Origin of the sequence: Nocardioides sp. Arc9.136 (assembly GCF_030506255.1) — a bacterium.
Taxonomy (GTDB): domain Bacteria; phylum Actinomycetota; class Actinomycetes; order Propionibacteriales; family Nocardioidaceae; genus Nocardioides.
In genome coordinates this window covers 596260-617851 of sequence record NZ_CP113431.1, presented here as the reverse complement: position 1 = coordinate 617851, position 21592 = coordinate 596260, and the positions used below count along the sequence as shown (strand labels likewise).

Genomic DNA, 21592 nt, shown 5'->3' with positions numbered 1-21592 from the left:
GGGGAGCTGCGGGCCGGGAGGGGTTGCACAGATGCCGTGGGACGGTGCTGACGTCGCGCGCGGGCTCGACGCCCTGCGCGCCGAGGTCGTGCGCCTGCTCGCCGGCACCCCCGCCCTCGCGGTGGCCGACGGCCCCCAGGTGGGTCCCCACCTCCTGCTCACCGAGGCGCTCGCCGGCGGCGGCCTCGGCACCCCCGACGGGCCCGGTCCGGCGTACGACGACGGCGCGCTGGCCACCTCCTCGGAGGAGTCCGAGGCCGACCGGACGCGGCTGATCGCCCTCGTCGAGCTGGCCCGCGGCGGCGACGCCGACGCGTTCGGGCTGCTCTACGACCACTACCAGGGCTCGGTCTACCGCTTCCTCTTCTACCGCACCCGCTCAGTGGCGCTCGCCGAGGACCTCACCTCCGAGACCTTCTTCCGCGCCCTGCGCTCGATGCAGAGCTTCCGCTGGCAGGGCAAGGACTTCGGCGCCTGGCTGATGACCATCGCCCGCAACCTCGCCACGGACCACTTCAAGGCCGGCCGGACCCGCCTGGAGATGACCACCGAGGACATGGGGCAGCACGACGACGCCACCGAGGGCCCGGAGTCCGCGGTGCTGGCCGGTCTCACCAACGAGATCCTGCTCAAGGCGCTCACCGAGCTGCCCGACGAGCAGCGCGACTGCCTGGTGATGCGGTTCCTCCAGGGGATGAGCATCGCCGAGACCGCCGCGGTCCTCGGACGCAGCGACGGGGCGGTCAAGCAGCTGCAGCTGCGCGGCGTCCGCAACCTCGCCAAGCTGATGCCGGAGGGGCTCCGTGACTGACCTCCGCGCCCCCCGGGCGGCCCTCGCGACACGTGACGCGCACCGCGTCGAGGGCCCCGTAACCTCCGTCGTCGACCCGTCGTTGTGCCGGGTGCCTGCGCATCGTGGCGCGGGCACGACCCAGACGACAGGACTGATCCGATGAGCCCCGTGTTCGCGGCGCGACGGCGCGCCGAGGAGTTCGACGCCCTGGTCGAGGGCGCCTCGACCCGCGAGCTGCACGACACACGGACCGTCCAGCTGGCCGAGCTGGTGGGCGCCCTGCGGGCGACCGCCCCGGTCGAGCCGCGCCCGGCGTTCGTCGCCGACCTGCGCGAGCGGCTCGTCGCCGAGGCCGCCACCGCGCTCGTCGCCGCTCCCGCCCGTGGGGGCAAGGACGTCGAGAGCCGGCTCACCGTCTCGCCGCGCCGCACGGCCCGCGACCGTCGGATCGCCGCGGCCGTCGGCGGCTTCGCCATCGTCGGCGCCACCACGTCGATGGCGATGGCGGCGCAGTCCGCCCTCCCGGGCGACACCCTCTACCCGCTCAAGCGGGCCATCGAGAACGCCCAGACCGGGTTCAGCGTGAGCGACAGCCAGAAGGGCAGCGCACTCCTGGCCAACGCCGAGGACCGCCTGCACGAGGTCGAGGAGCTCACCCGCTCCGAGGAGGCCGCCGGGCCCCTCACCACCGACACGATCGCGACGACGCTGGCGGAGTTCAGCGACCAGGCGAGCGCCGCCTCCGAGCTCCTCATCAGCGACTACGAGGACAACGGCCACGCCGAGGCGATCGCTGAGCTGCGCGACTTCACCGGCGAGTCGATGGACGCGCTCGCAGGCCTCGAGGCCGTCCTCCCCGAGGGGGCCCGACCCGCGCTCATCCAGGCCGCCCAGCTGCTCACCCAGATCGACGCCCAGGCGGCCGCGCTCTGCACGGTCTGCGGCGGCGACGGCATCTCGGTCATCCCGCCCTTCGCCGTCCGGGCGGTCGAGGAGGCCCTCGGCGGCCTCGTCGGCGCGCTCGTCCCCCCGAAGGCCACCGAGGCCGGTGCCCCCGCCCCCGGCTCGGGGAACGGCAAGGGCTCCGGCGCCGCGGGCGCGGACGACCGGGGCGAGGGCGCCGAGGTCCGCTCCGACGGCGGCCAGACCACGCCGACCGACACCCCGACCCTGCCCCCGCTCGTCGGCGGTGGCGGCGGGCAGTCGACCGGTCCGAGCAGCGGGCCCTCCACCCTCGGCGACGTGGTCGGCGGCCTGCTCGGCGGCGGCAACGGCGGCGGGGACGACGGCACGAAGGGCGGCAAGGGCGGCGGGACGACCACCTCCGGCCCGACGACGCTGCCGGAGGTCATCGACGACGTGCTCGGCGGTGTCGGCGACCTCGTCGACAGCCTCCTGCAGCCCCCGAAGCCGACCGGGAAGCCCTGACCGACTGACGCGCGGGGCCTCCACGGGTCGGACCGGCGGCCCGCGCGAGCGGGGTCAGCGGAAGACGGACTGCCGCTGCATCAGCAGGGTGTAGAGCGTCTGCTGGATCGACTCGCGGATCTGGTCGGTCACGTTGAAGACCAGCATCGGGTCGTCGGCCGCGCCCTCGTCGTACTCGTCGGTGCGGACCGGCTCGCCGAACTCCAGCAGCCACTTCGAGGGCAGCGGGACGAGACCGAGCGGCCCGAGCCAGGGGAAGAGCGGCGTGATCGGGACGTAGGGCAGGCCGAGCAGCCGCGCCAGTGCCGGCACGTTGCCGACGAGCGGGTAGATCTCCTCGGCGCCGACCACGGAGAGCGGGACGATCGGCACGCCGGTGCGGATCGCGGCTGAGACGAACCCGCCACGACCGAAGCGCTGCAGCTTGTAGCGGTCGGAGTAGGGCTTGCCGATCCCCTTGAAGCCCTCGGGCCACACGCCGACCAGCTCGCCGCCGCGCAGCATCCGCTCGGCGTCCTCGTTGCAGGCCAGGGTCGCGCCGCCCTTGCGCGCGAGCGTGCTCAGCAGGGGCGTGCGGAAGACCAGGTCCGCGCCGAGCGGGCGCAGGAAGCGGCCGGTGTGGTCGTGGATCGACACCATCGTCATCAGCCCGTCGACCGGGATGGTGCCGGAGTGGTTGGAGACGACCAGGGCGCCGCCCTCGGCGGGGATGTTCTCCAGCCCGCGCAGCTCGATGCGGAACCACTTCTCCGCGACGGGTCGCAGCGCGGCCATGAAGAACCGCTGGGTGACCTCCTCGTCGAAGCCGTACTCGTCGACGACGTAGTCGCCGGTCACGCGGCGCCGCAGGAACGCCAGCAGCCGGGCGAGCTGGGGCTCCCACTGGTGGCCGAAGACCTCGCGGGCGGCGTGCTGGAAGGCCGCCAGCCAGTCGGAGAGGGGTACGCCGCGCGCGTCGCGCTCCTCGGTGGTCACCGGCGGGCGCGGGGCCGGGGCCGGGCCCGGCTCGACCGGGACGGCCGCCGGCGTCGGGGCCTGCTCCGCGGCCTGCTCGGACGTCTGCCCGTCGGGCCGGTCACCCTCCGCGGCCGCCGGACGCCGGGGGGCCGGCTTGCGGGCCCCGCCGGCGAGGTCGCGGGCGGCGGAGGACGGCTGCTTGCCGGTGCCGCGGCCGGGTCGGCCGCGGGTCCCGATCGGGATGATCTCGGCGTCACCCATGGTCGGCCCCCGTCGTCGGTCCTGGAGCCGCGGGCGCCGCCGGGTGGGGCAGCACCGACGGCGGCGGCGCGGGCAGCGGCCGGGACGGCCCGCGGTCCAGCGCGCCGCGCTCGAGCTGGTCCTGGACGGCGCCGAGCACCCGCTCGGTGTGCCCACCGGTCGGCGGCAACGAGCGACCGAAGTCGGCGAAGGCCTCCGCGGTGGTGTAGGCCGGCTCGTAGCCGAGCACCGACCGCATCCGCGTCGTGTCGACGCCGCGCCCATAGGTGAGGAAGGCGATCTGCTCGGGCGAGAAGTCCGCGAGGCGGGCCTGCCGGAGCACCGAGCCCAGGCTGCCGACCGCGAAGCCCGGGAGCGCGACGCTCGGCCGGCGCAGGCGGCGTACCGCCTGGGAGAGCATGAGGATGCCGTCACCGGCGACGTTGAACGTGCCGGGGACGTCCTCGACGGTGGCGTGGCGCAGCACCGCGAGCAGGTCGTCCTCGTGGAGGAACTGCAGGCGCGGGTCGTAGCCCACGACGGTGGGGATGACCGGCAGCCGGAAGAAGGAGGTGATCGGGCTGGTGACGTGCGGGCCGATCACGTTCGCGCAGCGCAGCTGGGTGACGCGCACGTCGGAGCGGCGGCGGGCGAACCCGCGGACGTACCCCTCGATCTCCGCGACGTCCTTGGCGTACCCGCTGCGCGGGGCGCGCCGGGGCTCCATGTCCTCGGTGAACATGGCGGGGTCGCGGTTGCTGGCGCCGTACACCGTGGTCGTCGACTTCACGACGAGGTGCTGGACGCTCGGCGCCTTCTGGCACGCGGCGAGCAGCTGCATCGTCCCGATGACGTTGAGCTCCTTCATCGTCCCCCGCCCGCCGGCACTGGCGGGGGTGGAGATGACGCTCATGTGGACGACGGTGTCGACGTCCTCCTTGGCGATGATCTTGGCGATCACCGGGTTGCGGATGTCCGCCCGCACGAAGGAGACGTCGCCGAGGTCCCCCCGTGGGGGGACGACGTCGACGCCGATGACGCGTCCGACGGAGGGCTCAGCGGCGAGCGAGCGCGCGAAGCGCCGACCGAGGTCTCGGGAGACCCCGGTGACGAGCACGACCCGGCCGCTGGTCACCACACCGCCGTGCGCAGGCCTACTTGCCGAGCTTGCGACGCTGGACGCGCGTCTTCTTCAGCAGCTTGCGGTGCTTCTTCTTGGCCATGCGCTTGCGCCGCTTCTTGATGACAGAACCCACGGGATACCTTTCGACAGCCTTGCGTCACCTCGGGAGTCGCCCGAGGGACCGGGACAGCGTATCCGCCGTGCCGAACTGCGCAGAATCGGTACCGCGGGCTGGTCCCGCAGGCCCCTCGCCGAGCGTGTCGCCGGTCGTGCCGCCGGCGCGCGCGCCGAGCTCAGCCGGCGTCGTAGAAGCTGCGCCGAATGTACTCGTTGGCGTCCTCCTCGCGGACCCGGAAGGACCGGCCGACGCGCACCGCGGCGAGGTCGCCGTTGTGGACGAGGCGGTAGACGGTCATCTTCGAGACCCGCATCATCGCCGCCACCTCGGCGACGGTCAGGAACTTCGCGTCGGAGATGTCTCCGGGCGGGTTGGCAGCCATGGCACACCGTGCTTTCTCTGCGCCCGCCACCGACTTCCCCAGCGGTGATCACACGGGCGCGCTCCGGTGAGAATAGGGGCACGTGTGACTGGTGGGGAAGGGGAAGACGAAAAAAGATCCTGGCGCTCGGCGTGTCCGCTTGCGCCACGACCGACCGGACCCCGCGATCGCGCCCGCTCAGGGCATCGGGTCCAGCCCGTGGCAGGGGAACGCAGCCATCCGGGTGGCGTGGATCGCCCGGTCCAACCAGGTGTCCGGGTCGTACCCGTCGCGCCAGTCCCGGTAGGCCGGCGTACGGCCGTCGGTCATGAGGTACGGCGCGGTGCGGTCCAGCCGCTCGCGCACGTGCTCGCGCCAGCCGCCCGGCGTCTCCAGGTGCGGGTCGAGCGGCGCGCCGCCGACGATGGCGAGCAGGTGCGTCCACGCCCGGGGCACGACCTCGACCAGGGCGTAGCCGCCGCCCCCGGTCGCCACCCACCGTCCGTCGGCGACCTCGTGGGCCAGGTCGTGGAGAGCGAGGTACGCCGCGCGCTGGCCGTCGACGCTGAGCATCAGGTGGGCGAGCGGGTCCTGGGCGTGGGAGTCGCAGCCCTGCTGGGTGACCAGCACGTCCGGGTCGAACTCGCGCAGCAGCGGCGGGACGACGGCGTGGAAGGCGCGCAGCCAGCCGGCGTCCGACGTGCCCGGCGGCAGGGCGACGTTGACGGCCGACCCCTCCGCCCCGGGCCCACCGAGGTCCTCGGGGAAGCCGGTGCCGGGGAAGAGCATCTGGCCGGTCTCGTGCAGGGAGACGGTCAGCACGCGGGGGTCGTCCCAGAAGATCCGCTCCACCCCGTCGCCGTGGTGCACGTCGACGTCGACGTACGCGACCCGCTCCGCGCCGCTGTCGAGGAGGTGCTGGATGCCGACCGCCACGTCGTTGTAGATGCAGAAGCCGCTCGCCCGGTCGGGCATGGCGTGGTGCAGCCCGCCGGTGACGTTGGCGGCGTGCAGCGACTCCCCGGACCAGACCTGGCGGAAGGCCTCGACGCTGGCGCCGACGACGTGGGCGGCGGCCTGGTGCATGTCGCGGAAGACGGGGTTGTCCTCGGTGCCGAGGCCGAACATCTCGTCGGGCCCCACGGTCCGCCCCGCCCGCTCGACCGCCTCGATGAGCGCGGGGTCGTGGACGGTCGCGATGAGGTCGCGGTCGGCGACCGGCGCCGGGACCACGCGGAGCCCGGACCCGCCGGCGCCGACCACGCCGAGCTCGGTGGCGAGCCGCATCGTGAGGTCGACGCGGAGCGGTGACATCGGGTGCGAGGGACCGAAGTCGTACTGCGCCAGGGTCTGGTCGAACACGACGGTCGAGGGCCCCTGACAGGTGGACATGGGCGCGACGCTACTCGGCCGTGCCACCACCGACCCGTCACGTCCAGCCGTCCCTCCGCCGGGCTGGACGCACACGTCGAGACACGCCGCGTCTTGAACCTGTTCAAAAGTCGCCTTATGGTCAGGACGTCAGGACTTGAACACGTTCAACAACGGAGGAACCCATGGACTGGACCCTCGGCACCTACGCCGTCTACCTCGCCGTCGCACTGCCCCTCACCGTCTGGGTGGCGAGCACGCTCTCCCGCAACGGCCGGCTGTTCCTCGAGGACGTCTACGCCGGCAACGACGCGCTCGCTGGCGCGGTCAACCGGCTCCTCGTCGTCGGCTTCTACCTGCTCAACCTCGGCTTCGTCAGCCTCTACCTGCGGATCGGGACCGAGGTGCCCGACCTGCGCGGGCTGGTCGAGGAGCTGAGCGTGAAGATCGGCGTGGTGACGGTCGTCCTCGGCGTCGTCCACTTCCTCAACGTCTACGTCTTCAACGCCATCCGCCGCCGGCACCGGATGGAGGAGCTGCGGCGTGCGCCCGTCGAGCCGCAGGCCTACGTCGCGGCGCCGTTCCCGGCCGCCCCCGCTCCGGGCCGGTGAGCGGGCGTGCCGGGACCGGTGACGGCACCGACGCCCACCGGGCTGACCGTGCTGTACGACGCGGCCTGTCCCCTGTGCTCGCGGTTCCGCGACTGGCTGGCCGTCCAGCCGGTGCTCGTGCGGCTGGACCTGCTGCCGGCGGGCTCGGCGCAGGCGCGGGCCCGGTTCCCCGGCCTCGACCACGACCGGACGCTGCGGGAGGTCACGGTGGTGGGCGACGACGGTGCGGTGTGGACCGCCGAGCACGCCTGGGTGATGTGCCTGTGGGCGACGGCGCGGCACCGGGCGAGCGCCGAGCGCCTCGCCCGGCCACAGTGGCTGCCGCTCGCCCGCGCCGCGGCCTGCTCGGCCGCCGGCGTGCGGCACCTGCTCGGGCGGGCCGAGCTGCGGGAGGGGGTCGACGGTGGTGACTACCCTGGGCGCTGTGCCGGATCCTGCCCCCCGATCGCCCAAGGCTGAGCAGACCAGGGCGGCGATCGCGGAGGCGGCGATGCGGCTGTTCCGGGCCGAGGGCTACGACCGCACGACGATGCGGGCGATCGCCCGGGAGGCCGGCGTCTCGGTCGGCAACGCCTACTACTACTTCGGCTCCAAGGAGCACCTGGTCCAGGCGTTCTACGACCGGATGCAGGTCGAGCACGCGGCTGCGGCGCAGGAGGCGCTGGAGAGCGAGCGGACGTTCGCCGGCCGGCTCCGCGCCGTCCTGCTGGCCTGGCTCGACGTCGCCCGCCCCCACCACGCCTTCGCCGGGCAGTTCTTCCGCAACGCCGCGGACCCGGCCAGCCCGCTCTCGCCGTTCAGCCCGGAGTCCGCGCCCGCCCGCGAGGCGAGCACCGCGATCTTCGAGCAGGTCGTGTCTGGGTCGGACCTCAAGGTCGCGACCGGCCTGCGCCGGGAGCTGCCCGGGCTGCTCTGGCTGCTGCAGATGGGCGTGGTGCTGTTCTGGGTGTACGACGCGAGCCCGGACCAGCAGCGCAGCCGGGTCCTCGTGGAGCGGTTGGTCCCGGTGGTCGACCGGCTGGCCCGGCTCTCCCGGCTCCCGGTCGTGCGCGGGGTCGTCGACGACGTGGTCGGGCTGATCGGCTCTCTGCGCGAGGTGTGAGCCTCAGCGGTGCTGCCGCCGGCTGCCGCCGTGCCAGTCCTCCTCGGCGCCGGTCCCCTGCGGCTCCACGCCGAAGGAGCGCAGCTGGGGCCGCTCCCGCAGGCTGCGCTTGAGCTCGGCGAACCCCGGGAACGACGCCAGCCCGACGACGTGGTCCCACAGCCGCACGGCGTCCTCGGGCGCGGGCAGCCGGCTGATGACCGGCCCGAAGAACCCCACGCCGTCCCCGACGGCGATGATCGGCGTGCCGACGTCCTTGCCGGTCAGCGCCAGGGCCTCGTCGGTCTCGGCCTGGACCTGGCCGTCGCGCGACTCCTCCTCGAGCGCCTCGACCAGGTCCGCCGGGAGCCCCGCCTCCTCGAGGGCCGGGGCGAGGAACGCCGCCGTGCCGCGTGTCTCCCGGCCGGTGGGCTCGGCGTCGTGGATCCGGTGGCCGAGCACCTCGTAGAGCCGCGCCACGGCGTCGGGACCGTGCTCGTCGCGGACCCGGGCGCAGACCCGGAGCAGCCGGAGCCCGGCGGTGTGGCCGGCCTCGTAGTCCGGCGGGAACTGCGCGTCGTAGTCGACGTCCTTGTTCAGCAGCCGCAGCGAGATGAACCGCCACTCGACGTCCAGGCCGCGCTCGCGCTGCACGGTGCGCACCCACTCGCTGGTCAGCCAGGCGAACGGGCAGACGGGGTCGAACCAGAACCGGACCTGCGTGTCGGCGGCGGGCATGCACCCGATCCTGCCAGGCGCCCCTCGTCCCTCAGGCGCAGCCGATCGGCTCGGTGCTGGCCGGCCAGCGCTCGACGTCCTCCGGCTCCTCGGTGCTCACGAGGTACGCCGCGTCCCCGGCGAGCCAGAGCCGCCGCCCGTCCCGCGACCAGCCGGTGTCCCGGGCGCCGGCGGGGAGCGTCGCGTCCGCGGCGAACCGGCCGGCGGTGAGGGCGGCGAGCTCGCCGTCGACGTCGCGCAGGTACTCCCGCCCGCCGGTCTCGAGGAAGGTGATGTCCTGCCAGTCGCAGTGCTCGGGCCCCGGCCGCGACCCGACCCGGTCGGTGGGCACCCGGCGGCCGTCGGCGTCGGTCCACACCTCGAGGCCCAGGGCGTCGGAGACCTCGGCCGGGAGCTCGGAGACGTCGCACTGCGCCCAGGCCTCGACCCCCCAGCCGGTCTCGCCGCGGAAGTCCCGCACGCCGTCGTGCACGACGACCGCGACCCGCGTCCGCTCCCCCACGTCGTAGGACAGCAGGACCCGGTCACCGTCCGCGCGCTCGGCCCGGTAGCCCGTGGTCGGCAGGTGGCCGACCGGGTCCTGGTCGAACCAGGTGCTCAGCGCCGCGTCCGGGCTGTCCGCCACCTCGGCGAGGCCGCTGTCGTAGTCGGCGCCGCCGCCGTCCCAGGGCCGCCCGTCGCACTCCAGCGCGAGCGCGGCAGCGCCGGACCGCTCCCGGACGCCGGCCTGGTCGGCGTGCGAGACCGGCGCGCTCATCGGTCCGTCGTACGGCGACGCGACGGGCGCGCCGTCGAGGACGACGCCGCCGGTGCCGCAGCCGCCGGCCGACAGCACGAGCAGGACGAGCGGCGCGAGCGCGGCGGCGGTCGTGGGGTGCCTCACGCGGGTGGGACGGGTGCGCGGGCGGGAGGGTTCCGCCTCAGGACCCCTCGGCCAGCTCGCGGGAGCGGTCGCGGGCGGCCTCCATGGCCGCGAGGAACGCGGCCCGGACCTTGTGCACCTCGAGCTCGCGCAGCGCCGAGGCCGTCGTGCCGGCCGGGGAGGTGACCTGCTCGCGCAGCACGGTGGGGTGCGTGCCGGTCTCCCGGAGCATCTTCGCCGAGCCGACGAGGGTCTGGATGACGAGGTCGGAGGCCGTCGCCCGGGGCAGTCCCAGGTGCACGCCGGCCTCGATCATCGACTCGACGACGAAGAAGATGTACGCCGGTCCGGAGCCGCTGATCGCGGTGACGGCGTCCTGCTGGCGCTCGGGGATCCGCAGCACCCGGCCGACCGAGCCCATGAGCGACTCGACCTCGGTGAGGTCGGCCTCGGAGCAGTGCGACCCCGGCGAGATCGCCGCCATCCCCTCGTCGACGAGGGCCGGGGTGTTCGGCATGACCCGCACGACCGCGACCCCCTCGGGGACGCGCAACTCGATGAAGGCGGTGGTGGTGCCGGCCGCCAGCGACACGACCAGCTGGCCGGGGCGGAGCACCGGGGCGATCTCGGCGAGCACGTCGCCCATGTCCTGCGGCTTGACGACCAGCACGACGGTGTCGGCGCGGCGGGCCGCCTCGACGTTGGCGACCACCGCGACGCCGTACCGCTCCTCGAGCTCGCGGGCCCGCTCGGCACGCTTCTCGCCGACGAGCAGGTCGTCGACCCGCCGCCCGGCGCGGACCAGGCCGGACAGGAGGGTCTCCCCCATGACGCCGGCACCGAGGATCGCGGTCTGCGACACAGCTTCGCCCCTACTTCTTCGAGATCAACGAGCGGAGGAAGAATGTCAGGTTCTTGGGGCGCTCGGCGAGGCGGCGCATGAGGTAGCCGTACCACTCGCCGCCGTAGGGCAGGTAGACGCGGACGGTGTCGCCCGCGCGGGCGAGCCGGCGCTGCTCCTCGGGGCGGATGCCGTAGAGCATCTGGAACTCGTAGGTCCCCTGCTCGCGGCCGTACCGGCTGGCCAACGAGGAGGCGATCTCGACCATCCGCGGGTCGTGGGTGGCGATCATCGGGTAGCCCTGGCCGGCCAGGAGGATCTTGAGGCAGCGGACGTAGGCGGTGTCGACGTCGAGGCGGGTCTGGTAGGCGACCTCCTCCGGCTCGTCGTACGCGCCCTTGCAGAGCCGGACCCGCGAGCCCTCGTGGGCGAGCTCGCGGCAGTCGGCCTCGGTGCGGTGGAGGTAGGCCTGCAGCACCGCACCGGTCTCGGGGAAGTCCTTGCGCAGGTCGCGCAGGATCGCCAGCGTCGAGTCGGTGGTGGTGTGGTCCTCCATGTCGAGGGTGACCGTCGTGCCGGCGTTGCGGGCCGCCCGGCAGATGGTGCGGGCGTTCTCCAGCGCGACGTGGTGACCGGTGCCGCGCTCGGAGGTGGGCAGCGCCTGCCCGATCGCGGAGAGCTTCACCGACACCTCCGCGTGGCGGGCCAGGCCGCGCGCCGAGAGCTGGCCCAGCAGCTCGACGTAGGCCTGCACCGTCGCGTCGGCCTGGGCCAGGTCGGTGGTGTCCTCGCCAAGGAAGTCCAGGGTCACCTTGAGGCCGTCGTCGACGAGCCCGGCCGACGTCGCCACCGCGGCCGCGGTGGTCTCGCCGGGGACGTAGCTGCGCACGATCCCGCTGGAGACCGGCAGGGTGCTGACGAGCTCGCGGACGGTGGTGCTGCGGGACAGCGCGAGGAGCGGCTGGCGGAGCAGGGACATGGTGTGGAGGGTACGTCGCGGCGCCGCCGCCGCCTGCAGGGAGGAGCGCCCCCGGCTCCTCAGGCGGTTCGCCGGCGCAGTGTCGCGGCACCGAGGGCCAGCCCGGCGAGCGCGAAGCCGGCCACCACCGCCAGGTCCTTCCACACCTCCCCCGTGGTCGCCGACCTGCTCAGGTGCAGCATCGCGTCGGTCGCGTAGGACAGCGGCAGCAGGTCGCTGACCACGCCGAGCGCCCGGGGCAGCAGGTCGCGCGGCACGAACAGGCCGCACAGCAGGATCTGGGGGACGACGAGCGCGGGCATGAACTGCACCGCCTGGAACTCGGTGCGCGCGAAGGCGCTGACCAGCAGCCCGAGCGCGGTGCCGAGGACCGCGTCGGCGATCGCGACCACCCCGAGCAGCCACACGGCCCCGACGACGTCGAGGTCGAGCAGGCCGACGCCTACCCCGACCGCGAGCGCCGCCTGCACCGCGGCCACCAGGCCGAAGGCGAGCGCGTAGCCCACCAGCAGGTCGAGCCGGCCCGTCGGCATGGCCAGGAGGCGCTCGAGGGTCCCGCTCGAGCGCTCGCGCAGCGTGGTGACGCTCGTGACCAGGAACATCACGACGAAGGGGAAGATCGCGAGCAGCGAGGGGCCGACCCGGTCGAACGTCTCGCCGCCGACGTCGGCGTACATCCAGGCCAGCAGCGCGACCAGCAGGCACGGCAGCACCAGCAGCATCGCCAGCGTGCGGTGGTCGCGGCGCAGCTGGAGCAGCACCCGGCCGGCCACGGCGAGGGTGATCCGCGCGCTCATGCGGCACCGCCCTCGACCAGGGCCAGGAACGCGCCCTCGACGTCGGCCGCGCCGACGCGCCGCTTGACCCCGGCCGGGCTGTCGTCGGCGATGATCCGCCCCTCCCGCATCAGCAGGAGCCGGTCGCACCGCTCGGCCTCGTCCATGACGTGGCTGGAGACCAGCACCGCCGCGCCGTCGTCGGCCAGGCGGTGGAACAGGGACCAGAGGTCGCGCCGCAGGACCGGGTCCAGCCCGACGGTCGGCTCGTCGAGCACCAGCAGGTCCGGGGAGCGCAGGAGCGCGACGGCGAGGCTGGCCCGGCTGCGCTGGCCGCCCGAGAGCCTCCCGACGACCGCGTCCCGGTGCGCACCGAGGCCGACGGCCGCGACCGCGCGCTCGACCGCGTCGGGCCCGGCGTCGAGGACGCGAGCGAAGAAGCGCAGGTTCTCGGCGACGGTGAGGTCGTCGTAGACCGACGCCGCCTGGGTCACGTAGCCCACCCGGTGCCGCAGCGGTCGGCTGCCCGCCGGGTGGCCGAGCACCTCGACGGTCCCGGCGGCGGTGCGCTGCACGCCGACGAGCGCGCGCAGGAGCGTGGACTTGCCGCACCCGGACGGCCCCAGCAGGCCCGTGACGCCGGCCCCCACCTCGAGGTCGAGGCCGTCGAGGACCGCCCGCCCGCCGCGCACGACCCGGAGCCCCCGTACCGCCACCACCGAATTCATCATGTGTTGAATTGTGCGCCCGCGACGCGATCCCCGCAAGGGCGGAACCCGTGCGGGAGCGGTACCGGGCGGGCTAGGGCAGGGGGTCGGCGAGGAACCGCTGCACGACCGGGGCGTACGTCGCCACCAGCTCCTCGCGGCCCGCCGACGCGAGCGGCTCGGCCTCGAGCAGGTAGCGCAGCACCACCACGCCGACCAGCTGGGTGGCGAGGAGCGCCGCCCTGCGCTCGGGCTGGTCCACGCCGAGGCCGGCGACCACCGGGCCGAGCACCATCCGCAGCACGCCGTCGCGCAGGAGCCGCTGGCCGCTGGGCTCGCCGATCCCCCGCAGCACCGCGAGCAGCGGCAGCCGCGTCTCCTCCTCGTCCCAGACGTCGAGCAGCACGTGGACGAGCCGCTCGCCGGCCCCGGGCAGCCCCGCCTCCACGACCGGTCGGAGGACGGCGCGGGGATCGACCCGCAGCTCCAGCGCCGCGAGGAAGAGGTCGTCCTTGGTGCCGAAGTAGTGGTGCACGAGGGCGGCGTCCACGCCTGCCGCCGCGGCGACCGAGCGGACCGACGTCCCCGCGAACCCGCCCTCGGCGAAGCGCTCGCGCGCGGCGGCGAGGATCGCCGCGCGGGTGTCCGGCGCGCCCGGCCGCCGCCCGCGGGGGCTCACGCCCGGACCGCGAGGTGCTCGCGGGCGAAGTCGAGGGACTCGCGCAGGTCTGCCTCCCGCTCCTCCCGCGTGCTGCACCGGCGGGTGTTGATCTCGAGGACGACCTCGCCGGAGAAGCCGGAGCCGGCGAGGTGGCGCAGGAAGCCGGCGGCGTCCATGGCGCCACGACCGGGCACGAGGTGCTCGTCCTTGGCCGAGCCGGTGCCGTCGGTGAGGTGCACGTGGCGCAGCCGGGGGCCCAGCCGCTCGGCCATCGCGACCGGGTCGGCCTGGGCGATCGCGGCGTGCGAGAGGTCGATGACGGTGTTGGCGTAGGGCTCGGTGGAGGGGTCCCAGCCGGGGAGGTACATCTCCACGCCGCGCCGCTGGCTGGCCCGCCAGGGGTACATGTTCTCGACAGCGAACGCGATGCCGGTCGACTCCTCCAGCGCCGCGATGCCGTCGACGAACCCGGCGGCGTACTCCTTCTGCCAGCGGAACGGCGGGTGCACGACCACCACCTCGGCGCCGACCTCGTGGGCCATGTCGGCGGAGCGCTGGAGCTTCGTCCACGGCTCGGTGCCCCAGACCCGCTGGGTGAACAGCAGCGTGGGCGAGTGGATCGCCGAGACCGGGACCCCGTGGTGCTCGGAGAGCCGCCTGACCATCTCCGGCTGCTGGCTGACCCGGTCCAGCGCCACCATCACCTCGACCGCGTCGTACCCCAGCCGGGCGGCCCAGCCGAAGGCGTGCGAGGCCGACTCGGGGTAGACCGAGGACGTGGAGAGGCCGATCCGGGGCGTGCTCACCGCTCGCCCAGGACGCTCATCCGGTCCAGCCGCTCGAGGATGACGCCCTCGCGCAGCGCCCACGGGCACACCTCGAGCTCGGACAGCTCGAAGATGTCCATGCAGGCCTCGGCCACGAGCGCGCCGGGCACGATCTGGTGGGCACGGCTCGCCGAGACGCCCGGCAGGTCCGACAGCTCGGCGAGGTCCATCGCGGCCAGCTTCGGCACCCACGCCGCGAGGGCGTCCAGCGGCAGCGTCCGGCGCACGAGCGGCCCCTCGGCCGACGGGGCCGCCCCGCAGATGCGCGCCAGGGAGCGGAACGTCTTCGACGTGGCGGCGGCCCGGTCGGGGCGTCCGGCACGCAGCAGCTGGCCCGCGTCGCGGGCGACGGCGGCGCGCACCTGCTTGCGCAGCGACCGCACCGTCGCCTCGTCCGCGCCGGCGGCCCCGCCGTGCAGGTAGGTGCGCGCCAGGCGTCCGGCGCCCAGGGGCAGGGACCGCGCGATGTCCGGCGCCTCGTCGGGGCCCGCGGCGATCTCCAGCGACCCGCCGCCGATGTCGAAGACCGCCAGCCGCCCGGCCGACCACCCGAACCAGCGACGCACCGCCAGGAAGGTCAGCCGCGCCTCGTCCTCCCCGGGGAGCACGCTGATCGCGGCCCCGGTGCGCTCGCGCACGTGGGCCAGCACCGCCTCGGAGTTGGTGGCGTCACGGACGGCGGAGGTGGCGAACGCGAGCAGGTCCTCGCACCCCTTCTCCTCGGCCACCACGAGCGCCTCCGCGGTGAACGCCGTGAGCGCGTCGACGCCGGCCGGGGTGACCGCACCCGCGGCGTCGAGGTGCTCGGCGAGCCGCAGCGGCTGCTTGAAGGAGTACGCCGGCAGCGGCGCCGCTCCCCCGTGGGCGTCGACGACCAGCAGGTGACCGGTGTTGGACCCGATGTCCAGGACGCCCAGGCGCATGGTCCTCAACCTACTGCGGTGGTCCCGGGCCGTACTGTGGCGCCCGTGCCGGAAGTGGACCTCGACTTTCCCCGCGCCTGGGTGGAGTTCGTCAACCCCGACGACCCCTCGGAGGTCATCCGGGGCGACCTGACCTGGCTGACGTCGGCGTACACGTGCATCTTCGGGAACGGCTGCGCCGGCATCTACGCCGACGCCCCCGACGTCGGCTGCTGCACGCTGGGCGCCCACTTCGCCGACGAGGCCGACGAGGAGCGCGTGGCGGGCTTCGTCGACCAGCTCGACGAGGACCTCTGGCAGCTCAAGCCGGCCGGCCGGGCCGTGGACCGCGCCGACTGGGTCGAGGTCGACGACGAGGGCGAGCGCAAGACGCTGACCGTGGTGGTCGACGGGCAGCAGGCCTGTGTCTTCCACAACCGTCCCGACTTCGCGCCCACCTCCGGCGGGCCGGGCAGCGGCGGCGCCGGGTGCGCGCTGCACGCGCTGGCCTACGTCCTGGGCCGCAACCCGCTGGAGACCAAGCCCGACGTCTGCTGGCAGCTGCCGCTGCGCCGGACGTTCCGCGACGTCGAGCGCCCCGACGGCACGACCTACACCGAGGTCACCATCGGGGAGTACGACCGCCGCGGGTGGGGCCCCGGCGGGCACGACCTGGACTGGTACTGCACCGGCAACACCGAGGCGCACGTCGCCGTCGAGCCGCTCTACCTCACCTCGGCCGCCGAGCTGGTCGCGCTCCTCGGCCAGGCGGCGTACGACGAGCTGGTCCGGCACTGCGAGGCGCACGTGCGCTCTCGCTCGGCCCTCGCGCTGCACCCGGCCGACCCGGGCGCGGTCCCCCGGGCCTGACCGCCCGCCCGCCCGGCCCGGGTGGTCACGGACACACAAGTCCTCTCGACGTCAAGAGACCTCCACCCCAGTGTGGGGGTGATCTGCGCCTCTCGCGCACAATGCCGACATGCGCTTGGACCATCTCTCGTACGCCGCAGGACCCGATGGCCTGGCCAGCACCGCCCAGCGCATCGGGGGACTGCTCGGCCGGGAGTTCAGCGACGGAGGCGTGCACCCGCGCTTCGGCACGCGGAACATGACCCTCGCCCTCGGTGGCGGCACCTACCTCGAGATCGTCGAGGTGCTCGACCACCCCGCCTCGGACAAGGCCCCCTTCGGCCAGGCCGTCCGCGCCCGCTCCGCCCTCGGCGGCGGCTGGCTCGGCTGGGTCGTGGCCGTCCCCGACATCACCCCGGTCGAGGAGCGCCTCGGCCGGCAGGCCGCACAGGGCAACCGGCACCGCCCCGACGGCACCGAGCTGCGCTGGAAGCAGATCGGCGTCAACGGGCTGATCGCCGACCCGCAGCTGCCCTTCTTCGTCCAGTGGGAGAGCCCCGCCGAGCTCCACCCGTCCGCCGGCGCCGACGTCGACTGGTCCCTGGCCTGCCTGGAGATCGCCGGCGACCCGCAGCGGGTCAGCGAGTGGCTCGGCGAGACCGTCGACGCGCCGCTCGAGGACGTCAAGGTCGAGTGGGTCGCCCCGCACGGCACGCCGGGCATCATCGCCGCGCAGATCAACACCCCGAACGGCCTGGTCCGCCTCTGACGGTCGTGCCGGGTGCGGTGCCCAGCCCCAACATCTGGCACCACACCGCGACCTACGAGGTCGAGAACCGCGCCGTCGACCCCGAGGGCCGGATCGAGGCCGCGATGGCCGCGGTCGCGCCGTGGGCCGGACGCACCGTCCTCGACCTCGGCTGCGGCTCGGGCTTCCACCTGCCGCGGTTCGCCGCCACGGCCGCCCACGTGGTCGGCGTGGAGCCGCACCCCGACCTCGTCGCGCTCGCCCGGCGTCGTACCCGCCGGGCGGGGAACGTGACCGTCTCCCCCGGCACCGCGCAGTCCGTCCCGCTGCCCGACCGCTCCGTCGACGTCGCGCACGCCCGCTGGGCCTACTTCTTCGGCCCCGGCTGCGAGCCCGGCCTCGCCGAGCTCGCCCGCGTCGTGCGCCGCGGCGGCACCGCGTTCGTCATCGACAACGACGCCTCGCGCTCGACCTTCGGGCGGTGGTTCCGCCGCGGCTTCCCGCACCTGCCGGAGCCGGCGACGGTCGAGCGGTTCTGGGCCCAGCGGGGATGGACCCGCGTGCCGCTGGACGTGGGCTGGTCCTTCTCGTCCCGGGCGGACCTCGAGGCCGTCGTGCGCATCGAGCTGCCCACCTCGGTGGCCGAGGAGGTGCTCGCCGAGCACGAGGGCACCACCGTCGACTACGCCGTCAACCTGTGGTGGCGGACCTTCTGAGCGGCGGGAGCGGCGGGAGCGGCGCGGCGAGTGCCTAGGCGCCGAAGCCGACGGCGGAGGACGAGCCGCGCACGGTGAGCGTCGGGGTGAGGAGCACGCCCGGCCCCACGGCCGGAGGGTGGGCGAGCAGTCCCTCGAGCGCCTTGACCACCTCCACGGCGACCTCCTCGAGCGGCTGGCGCACCGAGGTCAGCCCCGGCGGGACGACCTGGGAGACCTGGGAGTCGTCGAACCCGACGACCGCCACGTCGCGCCCTGCCACCAGCCCGCGCTCGGCGAGCGTGTGGAGCACGCCCATGGCGAGGGTGTCGGAGGCGCAGACGAACGCCGAGGGCCGGGCCTCGTCGAGCAGCACCGCGCTCGCGCCCCGCCCGGAGGCGACGGTGTCCTCGACGCGGGAGGCCAGGCCCGTGGTGGCCAGCCCGCGCGCCCGCATGGCGCGGGTCCAGCCGCTGCGGCGGTCCTCGCCGATCCAGGAGTCCTTGCGCCACCCGATCCACGCGATCCGCTGGTGGCCCTGGTCGAGCAGGTGGGTCGTGGCCAGGTCGCACCCGGCGGCCCCGTCGACGTCGACCCAGGGATGGTTCGCCCCCGGGTTGTCCCAGGGCCGGCCGAACGCCACGAACGGCGCCCGCCGCGCGCCCAGCCACGTCGCCTGCGGGTTCCCGAGGTAGGTGTCGGTGACGACGAAGGCGTCGACGGCGGTCGAGCGCAGCAGGTCGTCGTAGCCGGCGAGCGGGTCGAGCGGGTCCCCGGCGAAGAGCAGGACGTGCTTGCCGGCCTCCCGGGAGGTCTCCACGAGCGAGTGGACGAACCGGTCCATGATCGCGCTCGCCGTGCCCTCCTGGACCGGGTTGATGCGCAGGCCCACGAGGTGCGAGGCCCGCGTGCGCAGGTTGCGCGCCGCACGGTTGGGCAGGTAGCCGAGCTCCTCGATGGCCTCCTGCACGCGCACCAGCGTGTCCGAGCGCAGCAGGTCGGGGTTGTTGACGGCGTTGGAGACCGTCTGGCGCGAGACGCCCGCCCGCTCCGCGACGTCCGCGAGGGTCGGCGGCGCGGTGGGCTGTCGCCCGGGGATGCGCGCCACCCTCGACCTCCGCCGTCACGTCGCTGCTCTGGATCGTTCCAAAGGCAATATAGCCGCGGTACGCCGCACGCGGGCCCCGTCCGTCCAGTGACGCTCGGGCGGCGCGCCCTCCACAGCCCCGCGGCGGGCCCTCCCCGGCGTTGTCGGCGGGCTCGCCTAGCGTTCGCGCCATGCCCAAGCCGCCGCGCCCGACCTTCCGCTGCTCCGAGTGCGGCTGGGAGACCCCGAAGTGGGTGGGCCGCTGCAGCGAGTGCCAGGCCTGGGGCTCGGTCGCCGAGGCGGCGGCCTCGCCCTCGCCGAGGCAGGCCGCCACGCCGGTCACCGCCCCCGCGGTCCCCATCGGCCAGGTCGACGTCCAGGACGCGACGTACCGCTCCAGCGGCGTGCCGGAGCTCGACCGCGTGCTCGGCGGCGGGCTGGTGCCGGGCGCCGCGATCCTGCTGGCCGGCGAGCCCGGCGTCGGCAAGAGCACGCTGCTGCTCGAGGTGGCGGCGCAGACCGCTCGCTACCAGCACCGGACGCTCTACGTCACCGGCGAGGAGTCCGCGTCCCAGGTGCGGCTGCGCGCTGACCGGACCGGCGGCGTGCACGACCAGCTCTACCTGGCCGCGGAGACCGACCTGGGGGCGGTGCTCACCCACGTCGAGCAGGTCCGCCCCACCCTGCTGGTCGTCGACTCGGTGCAGACGATCGGCGCCTCGGGCGTCGAGGGCGTCCCGGGCGGCGTCACGCAGGTCAAGGAGGTCTCGGCGGCGCTGGTGCGGATGGCCAAGACCCGCGGGATCACGACCGTGCTGGTGGGCCACGTGACCAAGGAGGGCTCGATCGCCGGCCCCCGGGTGCTCGAGCACCTCGTCGACGTGGTGCTGCACTTCGAGGGCGACCGGGGGTCCCGCTTCCGCATGGTCCGGGCCATGAAGAACCGCTTCGGCCCGGTCGACGAGGTCGGCTGCTTCGACCTCGGCCCCGACGGGATCACCGCCGTGGCCGACCCGACCGGGCTCTTCGTCGAGCACCACCACGCCGGTGTCCCGGGCACCTGCGTCGCGGTGACGATGGAGGGCCGTCGCCCGATGCTGGCCGAGGTGCAGGCGCTGGCGACCCTGTCGGCCCAGGAGCGCCCCCGCCGCACCACCTCCGGCCTGGACTCCTCGCGGCTGGCGATGATCCTCGCCGTCCTGCAGCAGCACGTCGGCCTCCGGCTGGTCACCCACGACGTCTTCGCCTCGACCGTGGGCGGGGCGCGCCTGCACGAGCCGGCCGCCGACCTCGCGGTCGCGGTCGCCCTCGCGTCGGCGACCCTGGGCAAGCCGCCTCCGGCCGGCGTGGTGACGATGGGCGAGATCGGGCTGTCCGGCGAGCTGCGCCGCGTCCGCGAGATCGACCTGCGCCTCGCCGAGGCGGCGCGGCTCGGGTTCAGCACCGCGCTGGTCCCCCGACCCGCCGGCGCGCCGGTCGACCCCCGGGAGGAGACCGCCCGCACGGTCGAGGGCATGCAGGTCGTCGAGGTCCCCTCGGTCCTCTCCGCCCTGCACTACCTCGGGCTGACGGCCGTCCAGGCCCGCCGCCTGCCGTCCATGGGCGAGTGAGGGCCCGCGTCGCTTAGGCTCTAGCCGCGCCCCGTGCGCGCCCGCCTGTCCCGCCAGCCCTGCAGCACCAGTCCGAAGGAGGACGCGCGTGGTGGCCAACGACCGCTCCGAGGACGTCCTCCGGCTGCGCGCCACGCTGGCCTCCATCGCACCGGGAACGGCGATGCGCGACGGCCTGGAGCGCATCCTTCGCGGGCGCACCGGCGCGCTGATCGTGCTCGGCAACGACAAGTCGGTCGAGTCGATCTCCACCGGCGGCTTCGTGCTCGACGTCCCCTTCACCGCGACCGGGCTGCGTGAGCTGGCCAAGATGGACGGCGGCATCATCGTCGACAAGGACCTCACCCGGATCCTGCGGGCCGCGGTCCACCTGATGCCCGACCACACGATCCCCTCCGAGGAGACCGGCACCCGGCACCGCACCGCCGACCGGGTCGCCCGCCAGACCGGGTTCCCGGTCATCTCGGTGTCCCAGTCGATGCAGATCATCGCGGCGTACGTCGGCGAGACCCGGCACGTGCTCGAGGACTCCGGCCAGATCCTCTCCCGCGCCAACCAGGCGCTGGCGACCCTCGAGCGCTACAAGCTGCGCCTCGACGAGGTCGCCTCGACGCTCTCCGCCCTGGAGATCGAGGACCTGGTGACCGTGCGCGACGTCGCGGTGGTCGCCCAGCGGCTCGAGATGGTGATCCGGATCGCCCGCGAGATCGAGGACTACGTCCTCGAGCTGGGCACCGACGGGCGCCTGCTCTCCCTCCAGCTCGAGGAGCTGGTGACCGGTGTCGACGCCGAGCGGGAGCTGGTCATCCGCGACTACCTGCCGGCCGGCAAGCGCAGCAAGAGCCCCGAGGAGGTGATCGCCAAGCTCGAGGCGCTCACCCCCACCGAGCTGGTCGACCCCGCCTCCACGGCGCGCGTCCTCGGCCTGGGCACCGCCGAGCACCTCGACGGCGCGGTCGCGCCGCGCGGCTACCGCCTGCTCGCCAAGGTCCCCCGTCTGCCCGCCGCGGTCGTCGACCGTCTCGTCGAGCACTTCGGGACCCTCCAGAAGCTGCTCTCCGCGGGCATCGACGACCTGCAGGCCGTCGACGGCGTCGGCGAGCTGCGCGCCCGGTCGGTCCGCGAGGGCCTCTCCCGGCTCGCCGAGTCGACCATCCTCGAGCGCTACGTCTGACCCGCAGCCGCCCTGCCGGCAGCCGTCCGGGCAGCCGTCCGGGCAGCCGTCCG

General features: G+C 74.5%; 25 protein-coding genes. 10 read left to right on the top strand and 15 right to left on the bottom strand.

Features of this window, described 5'->3' with window-relative positions; translation table 11 throughout:
- Nucleotides 1–31: 31 nt before the first annotated feature.
- Nucleotides 32–811, top strand: coding sequence for a sigma-70 family RNA polymerase sigma factor (locus OSR43_RS02880; RefSeq protein ID WP_302269509.1), 780 nt, complete (start codon nucleotides 32–34; stop codon nucleotides 809–811).
- A gap of 141 nt (nucleotides 812–952) precedes the next feature.
- Entirely contained in the window at nucleotides 953–2221 is a 1269-nt protein-coding gene (locus OSR43_RS02875; protein WP_302269508.1) for a DUF5667 domain-containing protein, read from the top strand.
- Nucleotides 2222–2275: 54 nt separating this feature from the next.
- On the opposite strand, the gene OSR43_RS02870 is transcribed toward OSR43_RS02875, so the two are convergent.
- The 5 genes from OSR43_RS02870 to OSR43_RS02850 all read right to left on the bottom strand — a co-directional run bounded on the left by OSR43_RS02870 (nucleotide 2276) and on the right by OSR43_RS02850 (nucleotide 6412).
- Entirely contained in the window at nucleotides 2276–3439 is a 1164-nt protein-coding gene (locus OSR43_RS02870; RefSeq protein WP_302269507.1) for a lysophospholipid acyltransferase family protein, read from the bottom strand.
- Nucleotides 3432–4556, bottom strand: coding sequence for an NAD-dependent epimerase/dehydratase family protein (locus tag OSR43_RS02865; protein WP_302269506.1), 1125 nt, complete (start codon nucleotides 4554–4556; stop codon nucleotides 3432–3434). The genes OSR43_RS02870 and OSR43_RS02865 overlap by 8 nt, the downstream gene beginning before the upstream one ends.
- Before the next feature lie 16 nt (nucleotides 4557–4572).
- Complete coding sequence (locus tag OSR43_RS02860; RefSeq protein ID WP_008356322.1) at nucleotides 4573–4674, bottom strand: AURKAIP1/COX24 domain-containing protein; 102 nt, start codon at nucleotides 4672–4674, stop codon at nucleotides 4573–4575.
- A gap of 160 nt (nucleotides 4675–4834) precedes the next feature.
- Nucleotides 4835–5041, bottom strand: a complete 207-nt coding sequence (locus OSR43_RS02855; RefSeq protein WP_154612902.1) for a helix-turn-helix domain-containing protein — start codon at nucleotides 5039–5041, stop codon at nucleotides 4835–4837.
- Between the two features lie 177 nt (nucleotides 5042–5218).
- Nucleotides 5219–6412: an acetoin utilization protein AcuC gene (locus OSR43_RS02850; protein ID WP_302269504.1), complete on the bottom strand. Its 1194-nt coding sequence runs from the start codon at nucleotides 6410–6412 to the stop codon at nucleotides 5219–5221.
- A 164-nt stretch (nucleotides 6413–6576) separates the two neighbouring features.
- On the opposite strand from OSR43_RS02850, the gene OSR43_RS02845 reads away from it, so the two are divergent.
- The 3 genes from OSR43_RS02845 to OSR43_RS02835 are packed head-to-tail and all read left to right on the top strand — an operon-like array spanning nucleotide 6577 to nucleotide 8104.
- Entirely contained in the window at nucleotides 6577–7002 is a 426-nt protein-coding gene (locus OSR43_RS02845; RefSeq protein ID WP_302269502.1) for a hypothetical protein, read from the top strand.
- A gap of 18 nt (nucleotides 7003–7020) precedes the next feature.
- A complete protein-coding gene (locus OSR43_RS02840) occupies nucleotides 7021–7461 on the top strand; it encodes a thiol-disulfide oxidoreductase DCC family protein (RefSeq protein ID WP_302269501.1) in 441 nt (146 codons plus the stop codon).
- Nucleotides 7427–8104, top strand: a complete 678-nt coding sequence (locus tag OSR43_RS02835; protein WP_302269500.1) for a TetR/AcrR family transcriptional regulator — start codon at nucleotides 7427–7429, stop codon at nucleotides 8102–8104. Before OSR43_RS02840 ends, OSR43_RS02835 begins: the two co-directional genes overlap by 35 nt.
- A gap of 3 nt (nucleotides 8105–8107) precedes the next feature.
- On the opposite strand, the gene OSR43_RS02830 is transcribed toward OSR43_RS02835, so the two are convergent.
- The 9 genes from OSR43_RS02830 to OSR43_RS02790 all read right to left on the bottom strand — a co-directional run bounded on the left by OSR43_RS02830 (nucleotide 8108) and on the right by OSR43_RS02790 (nucleotide 15397).
- Nucleotides 8108–8821 (bottom strand): DsbA family protein, encoded by a 714-nt coding sequence (locus tag OSR43_RS02830; protein ID WP_302269499.1) that lies wholly within the window; start codon nucleotides 8819–8821, stop codon nucleotides 8108–8110.
- 31 nt (nucleotides 8822–8852) lie between these two features.
- The gene (locus OSR43_RS02825; RefSeq protein WP_302269498.1) at nucleotides 8853–9704 is read right to left on the bottom strand and encodes a hypothetical protein; all 852 of its coding nucleotides are present in this window, start codon (nucleotides 9702–9704) and stop codon (nucleotides 8853–8855) included.
- 37 nt (nucleotides 9705–9741) lie between these two features.
- Nucleotides 9742–10545: a pyrroline-5-carboxylate reductase gene (gene proC / locus OSR43_RS02820; RefSeq protein ID WP_302269497.1), complete on the bottom strand. Its 804-nt coding sequence runs from the start codon at nucleotides 10543–10545 to the stop codon at nucleotides 9742–9744.
- 10 nt (nucleotides 10546–10555) lie between these two features.
- Nucleotides 10556–11497, bottom strand: coding sequence for a proline dehydrogenase family protein (locus tag OSR43_RS02815; protein WP_302271557.1), 942 nt, complete (start codon nucleotides 11495–11497; stop codon nucleotides 10556–10558).
- 65 nt (nucleotides 11498–11562) lie between these two features.
- On the bottom strand, nucleotides 11563–12300 hold the full coding sequence (locus OSR43_RS02810; protein WP_302269496.1) for an ABC transporter permease: 738 nt from the start codon (nucleotides 12298–12300) through the stop codon (nucleotides 11563–11565).
- Entirely contained in the window at nucleotides 12297–13010 is a 714-nt protein-coding gene (locus OSR43_RS02805) for an ABC transporter ATP-binding protein (protein WP_302269494.1), read from the bottom strand. Before OSR43_RS02805 ends, OSR43_RS02810 begins: the two co-directional genes overlap by 4 nt.
- A 70-nt stretch (nucleotides 13011–13080) precedes the next feature.
- Nucleotides 13081–13665, bottom strand: coding sequence for a TetR family transcriptional regulator (locus tag OSR43_RS02800; RefSeq protein ID WP_302269493.1), 585 nt, complete (start codon nucleotides 13663–13665; stop codon nucleotides 13081–13083).
- On the bottom strand, nucleotides 13662–14453 hold the full coding sequence (locus tag OSR43_RS02795) for a sugar phosphate isomerase/epimerase (protein ID WP_302269491.1): 792 nt from the start codon (nucleotides 14451–14453) through the stop codon (nucleotides 13662–13664). The genes OSR43_RS02800 and OSR43_RS02795 overlap by 4 nt, the downstream gene beginning before the upstream one ends.
- Nucleotides 14450–15397, bottom strand: a complete 948-nt coding sequence (locus tag OSR43_RS02790; protein ID WP_302269490.1) for a Ppx/GppA phosphatase family protein — start codon at nucleotides 15395–15397, stop codon at nucleotides 14450–14452. The genes OSR43_RS02795 and OSR43_RS02790 overlap by 4 nt, the downstream gene beginning before the upstream one ends.
- A 45-nt stretch (nucleotides 15398–15442) precedes the next feature.
- Between OSR43_RS02790 and OSR43_RS02785 the strand changes: the two genes are divergently transcribed.
- The 3 genes from OSR43_RS02785 (at nucleotide 15443) to OSR43_RS02775 (ending at nucleotide 17689) form a co-directional block, all read left to right on the top strand.
- Nucleotides 15443–16246 (top strand): hypothetical protein, encoded by an 804-nt coding sequence (locus OSR43_RS02785; RefSeq protein ID WP_302269489.1) that lies wholly within the window; start codon nucleotides 15443–15445, stop codon nucleotides 16244–16246.
- Between the two features lie 109 nt (nucleotides 16247–16355).
- A complete protein-coding gene (locus tag OSR43_RS02780) occupies nucleotides 16356–16994 on the top strand; it encodes a VOC family protein (RefSeq protein WP_302269488.1) in 639 nt (212 codons plus the stop codon).
- 17 nt (nucleotides 16995–17011) lie between these two features.
- Nucleotides 17012–17689: a class I SAM-dependent methyltransferase gene (locus tag OSR43_RS02775; RefSeq protein ID WP_302269487.1), complete on the top strand. Its 678-nt coding sequence runs from the start codon at nucleotides 17012–17014 to the stop codon at nucleotides 17687–17689.
- A 34-nt stretch (nucleotides 17690–17723) separates the two neighbouring features.
- On the opposite strand, the gene OSR43_RS02770 is transcribed toward OSR43_RS02775, so the two are convergent.
- Nucleotides 17724–18776: a LacI family DNA-binding transcriptional regulator gene (locus tag OSR43_RS02770; protein WP_302269485.1), complete on the bottom strand. Its 1053-nt coding sequence runs from the start codon at nucleotides 18774–18776 to the stop codon at nucleotides 17724–17726.
- 170 nt (nucleotides 18777–18946) lie between these two features.
- Here OSR43_RS02770 and radA point away from each other — a divergent pair, with 170 nt between their 5' ends.
- Together radA and disA are read left to right on the top strand one after the other, a co-directional pair.
- Nucleotides 18947–20365 (top strand): DNA repair protein RadA, encoded by a 1419-nt coding sequence (radA, locus tag OSR43_RS02765; protein WP_302269484.1) that lies wholly within the window; start codon nucleotides 18947–18949, stop codon nucleotides 20363–20365.
- Nucleotides 20366–20456: 91 nt separating this feature from the next.
- Nucleotides 20457–21539 (top strand): DNA integrity scanning diadenylate cyclase DisA, encoded by a 1083-nt coding sequence (gene disA / locus OSR43_RS02760; protein WP_302271554.1) that lies wholly within the window; start codon nucleotides 20457–20459, stop codon nucleotides 21537–21539.
- Nucleotides 21540–21592 lie beyond the last annotated feature (53 nt).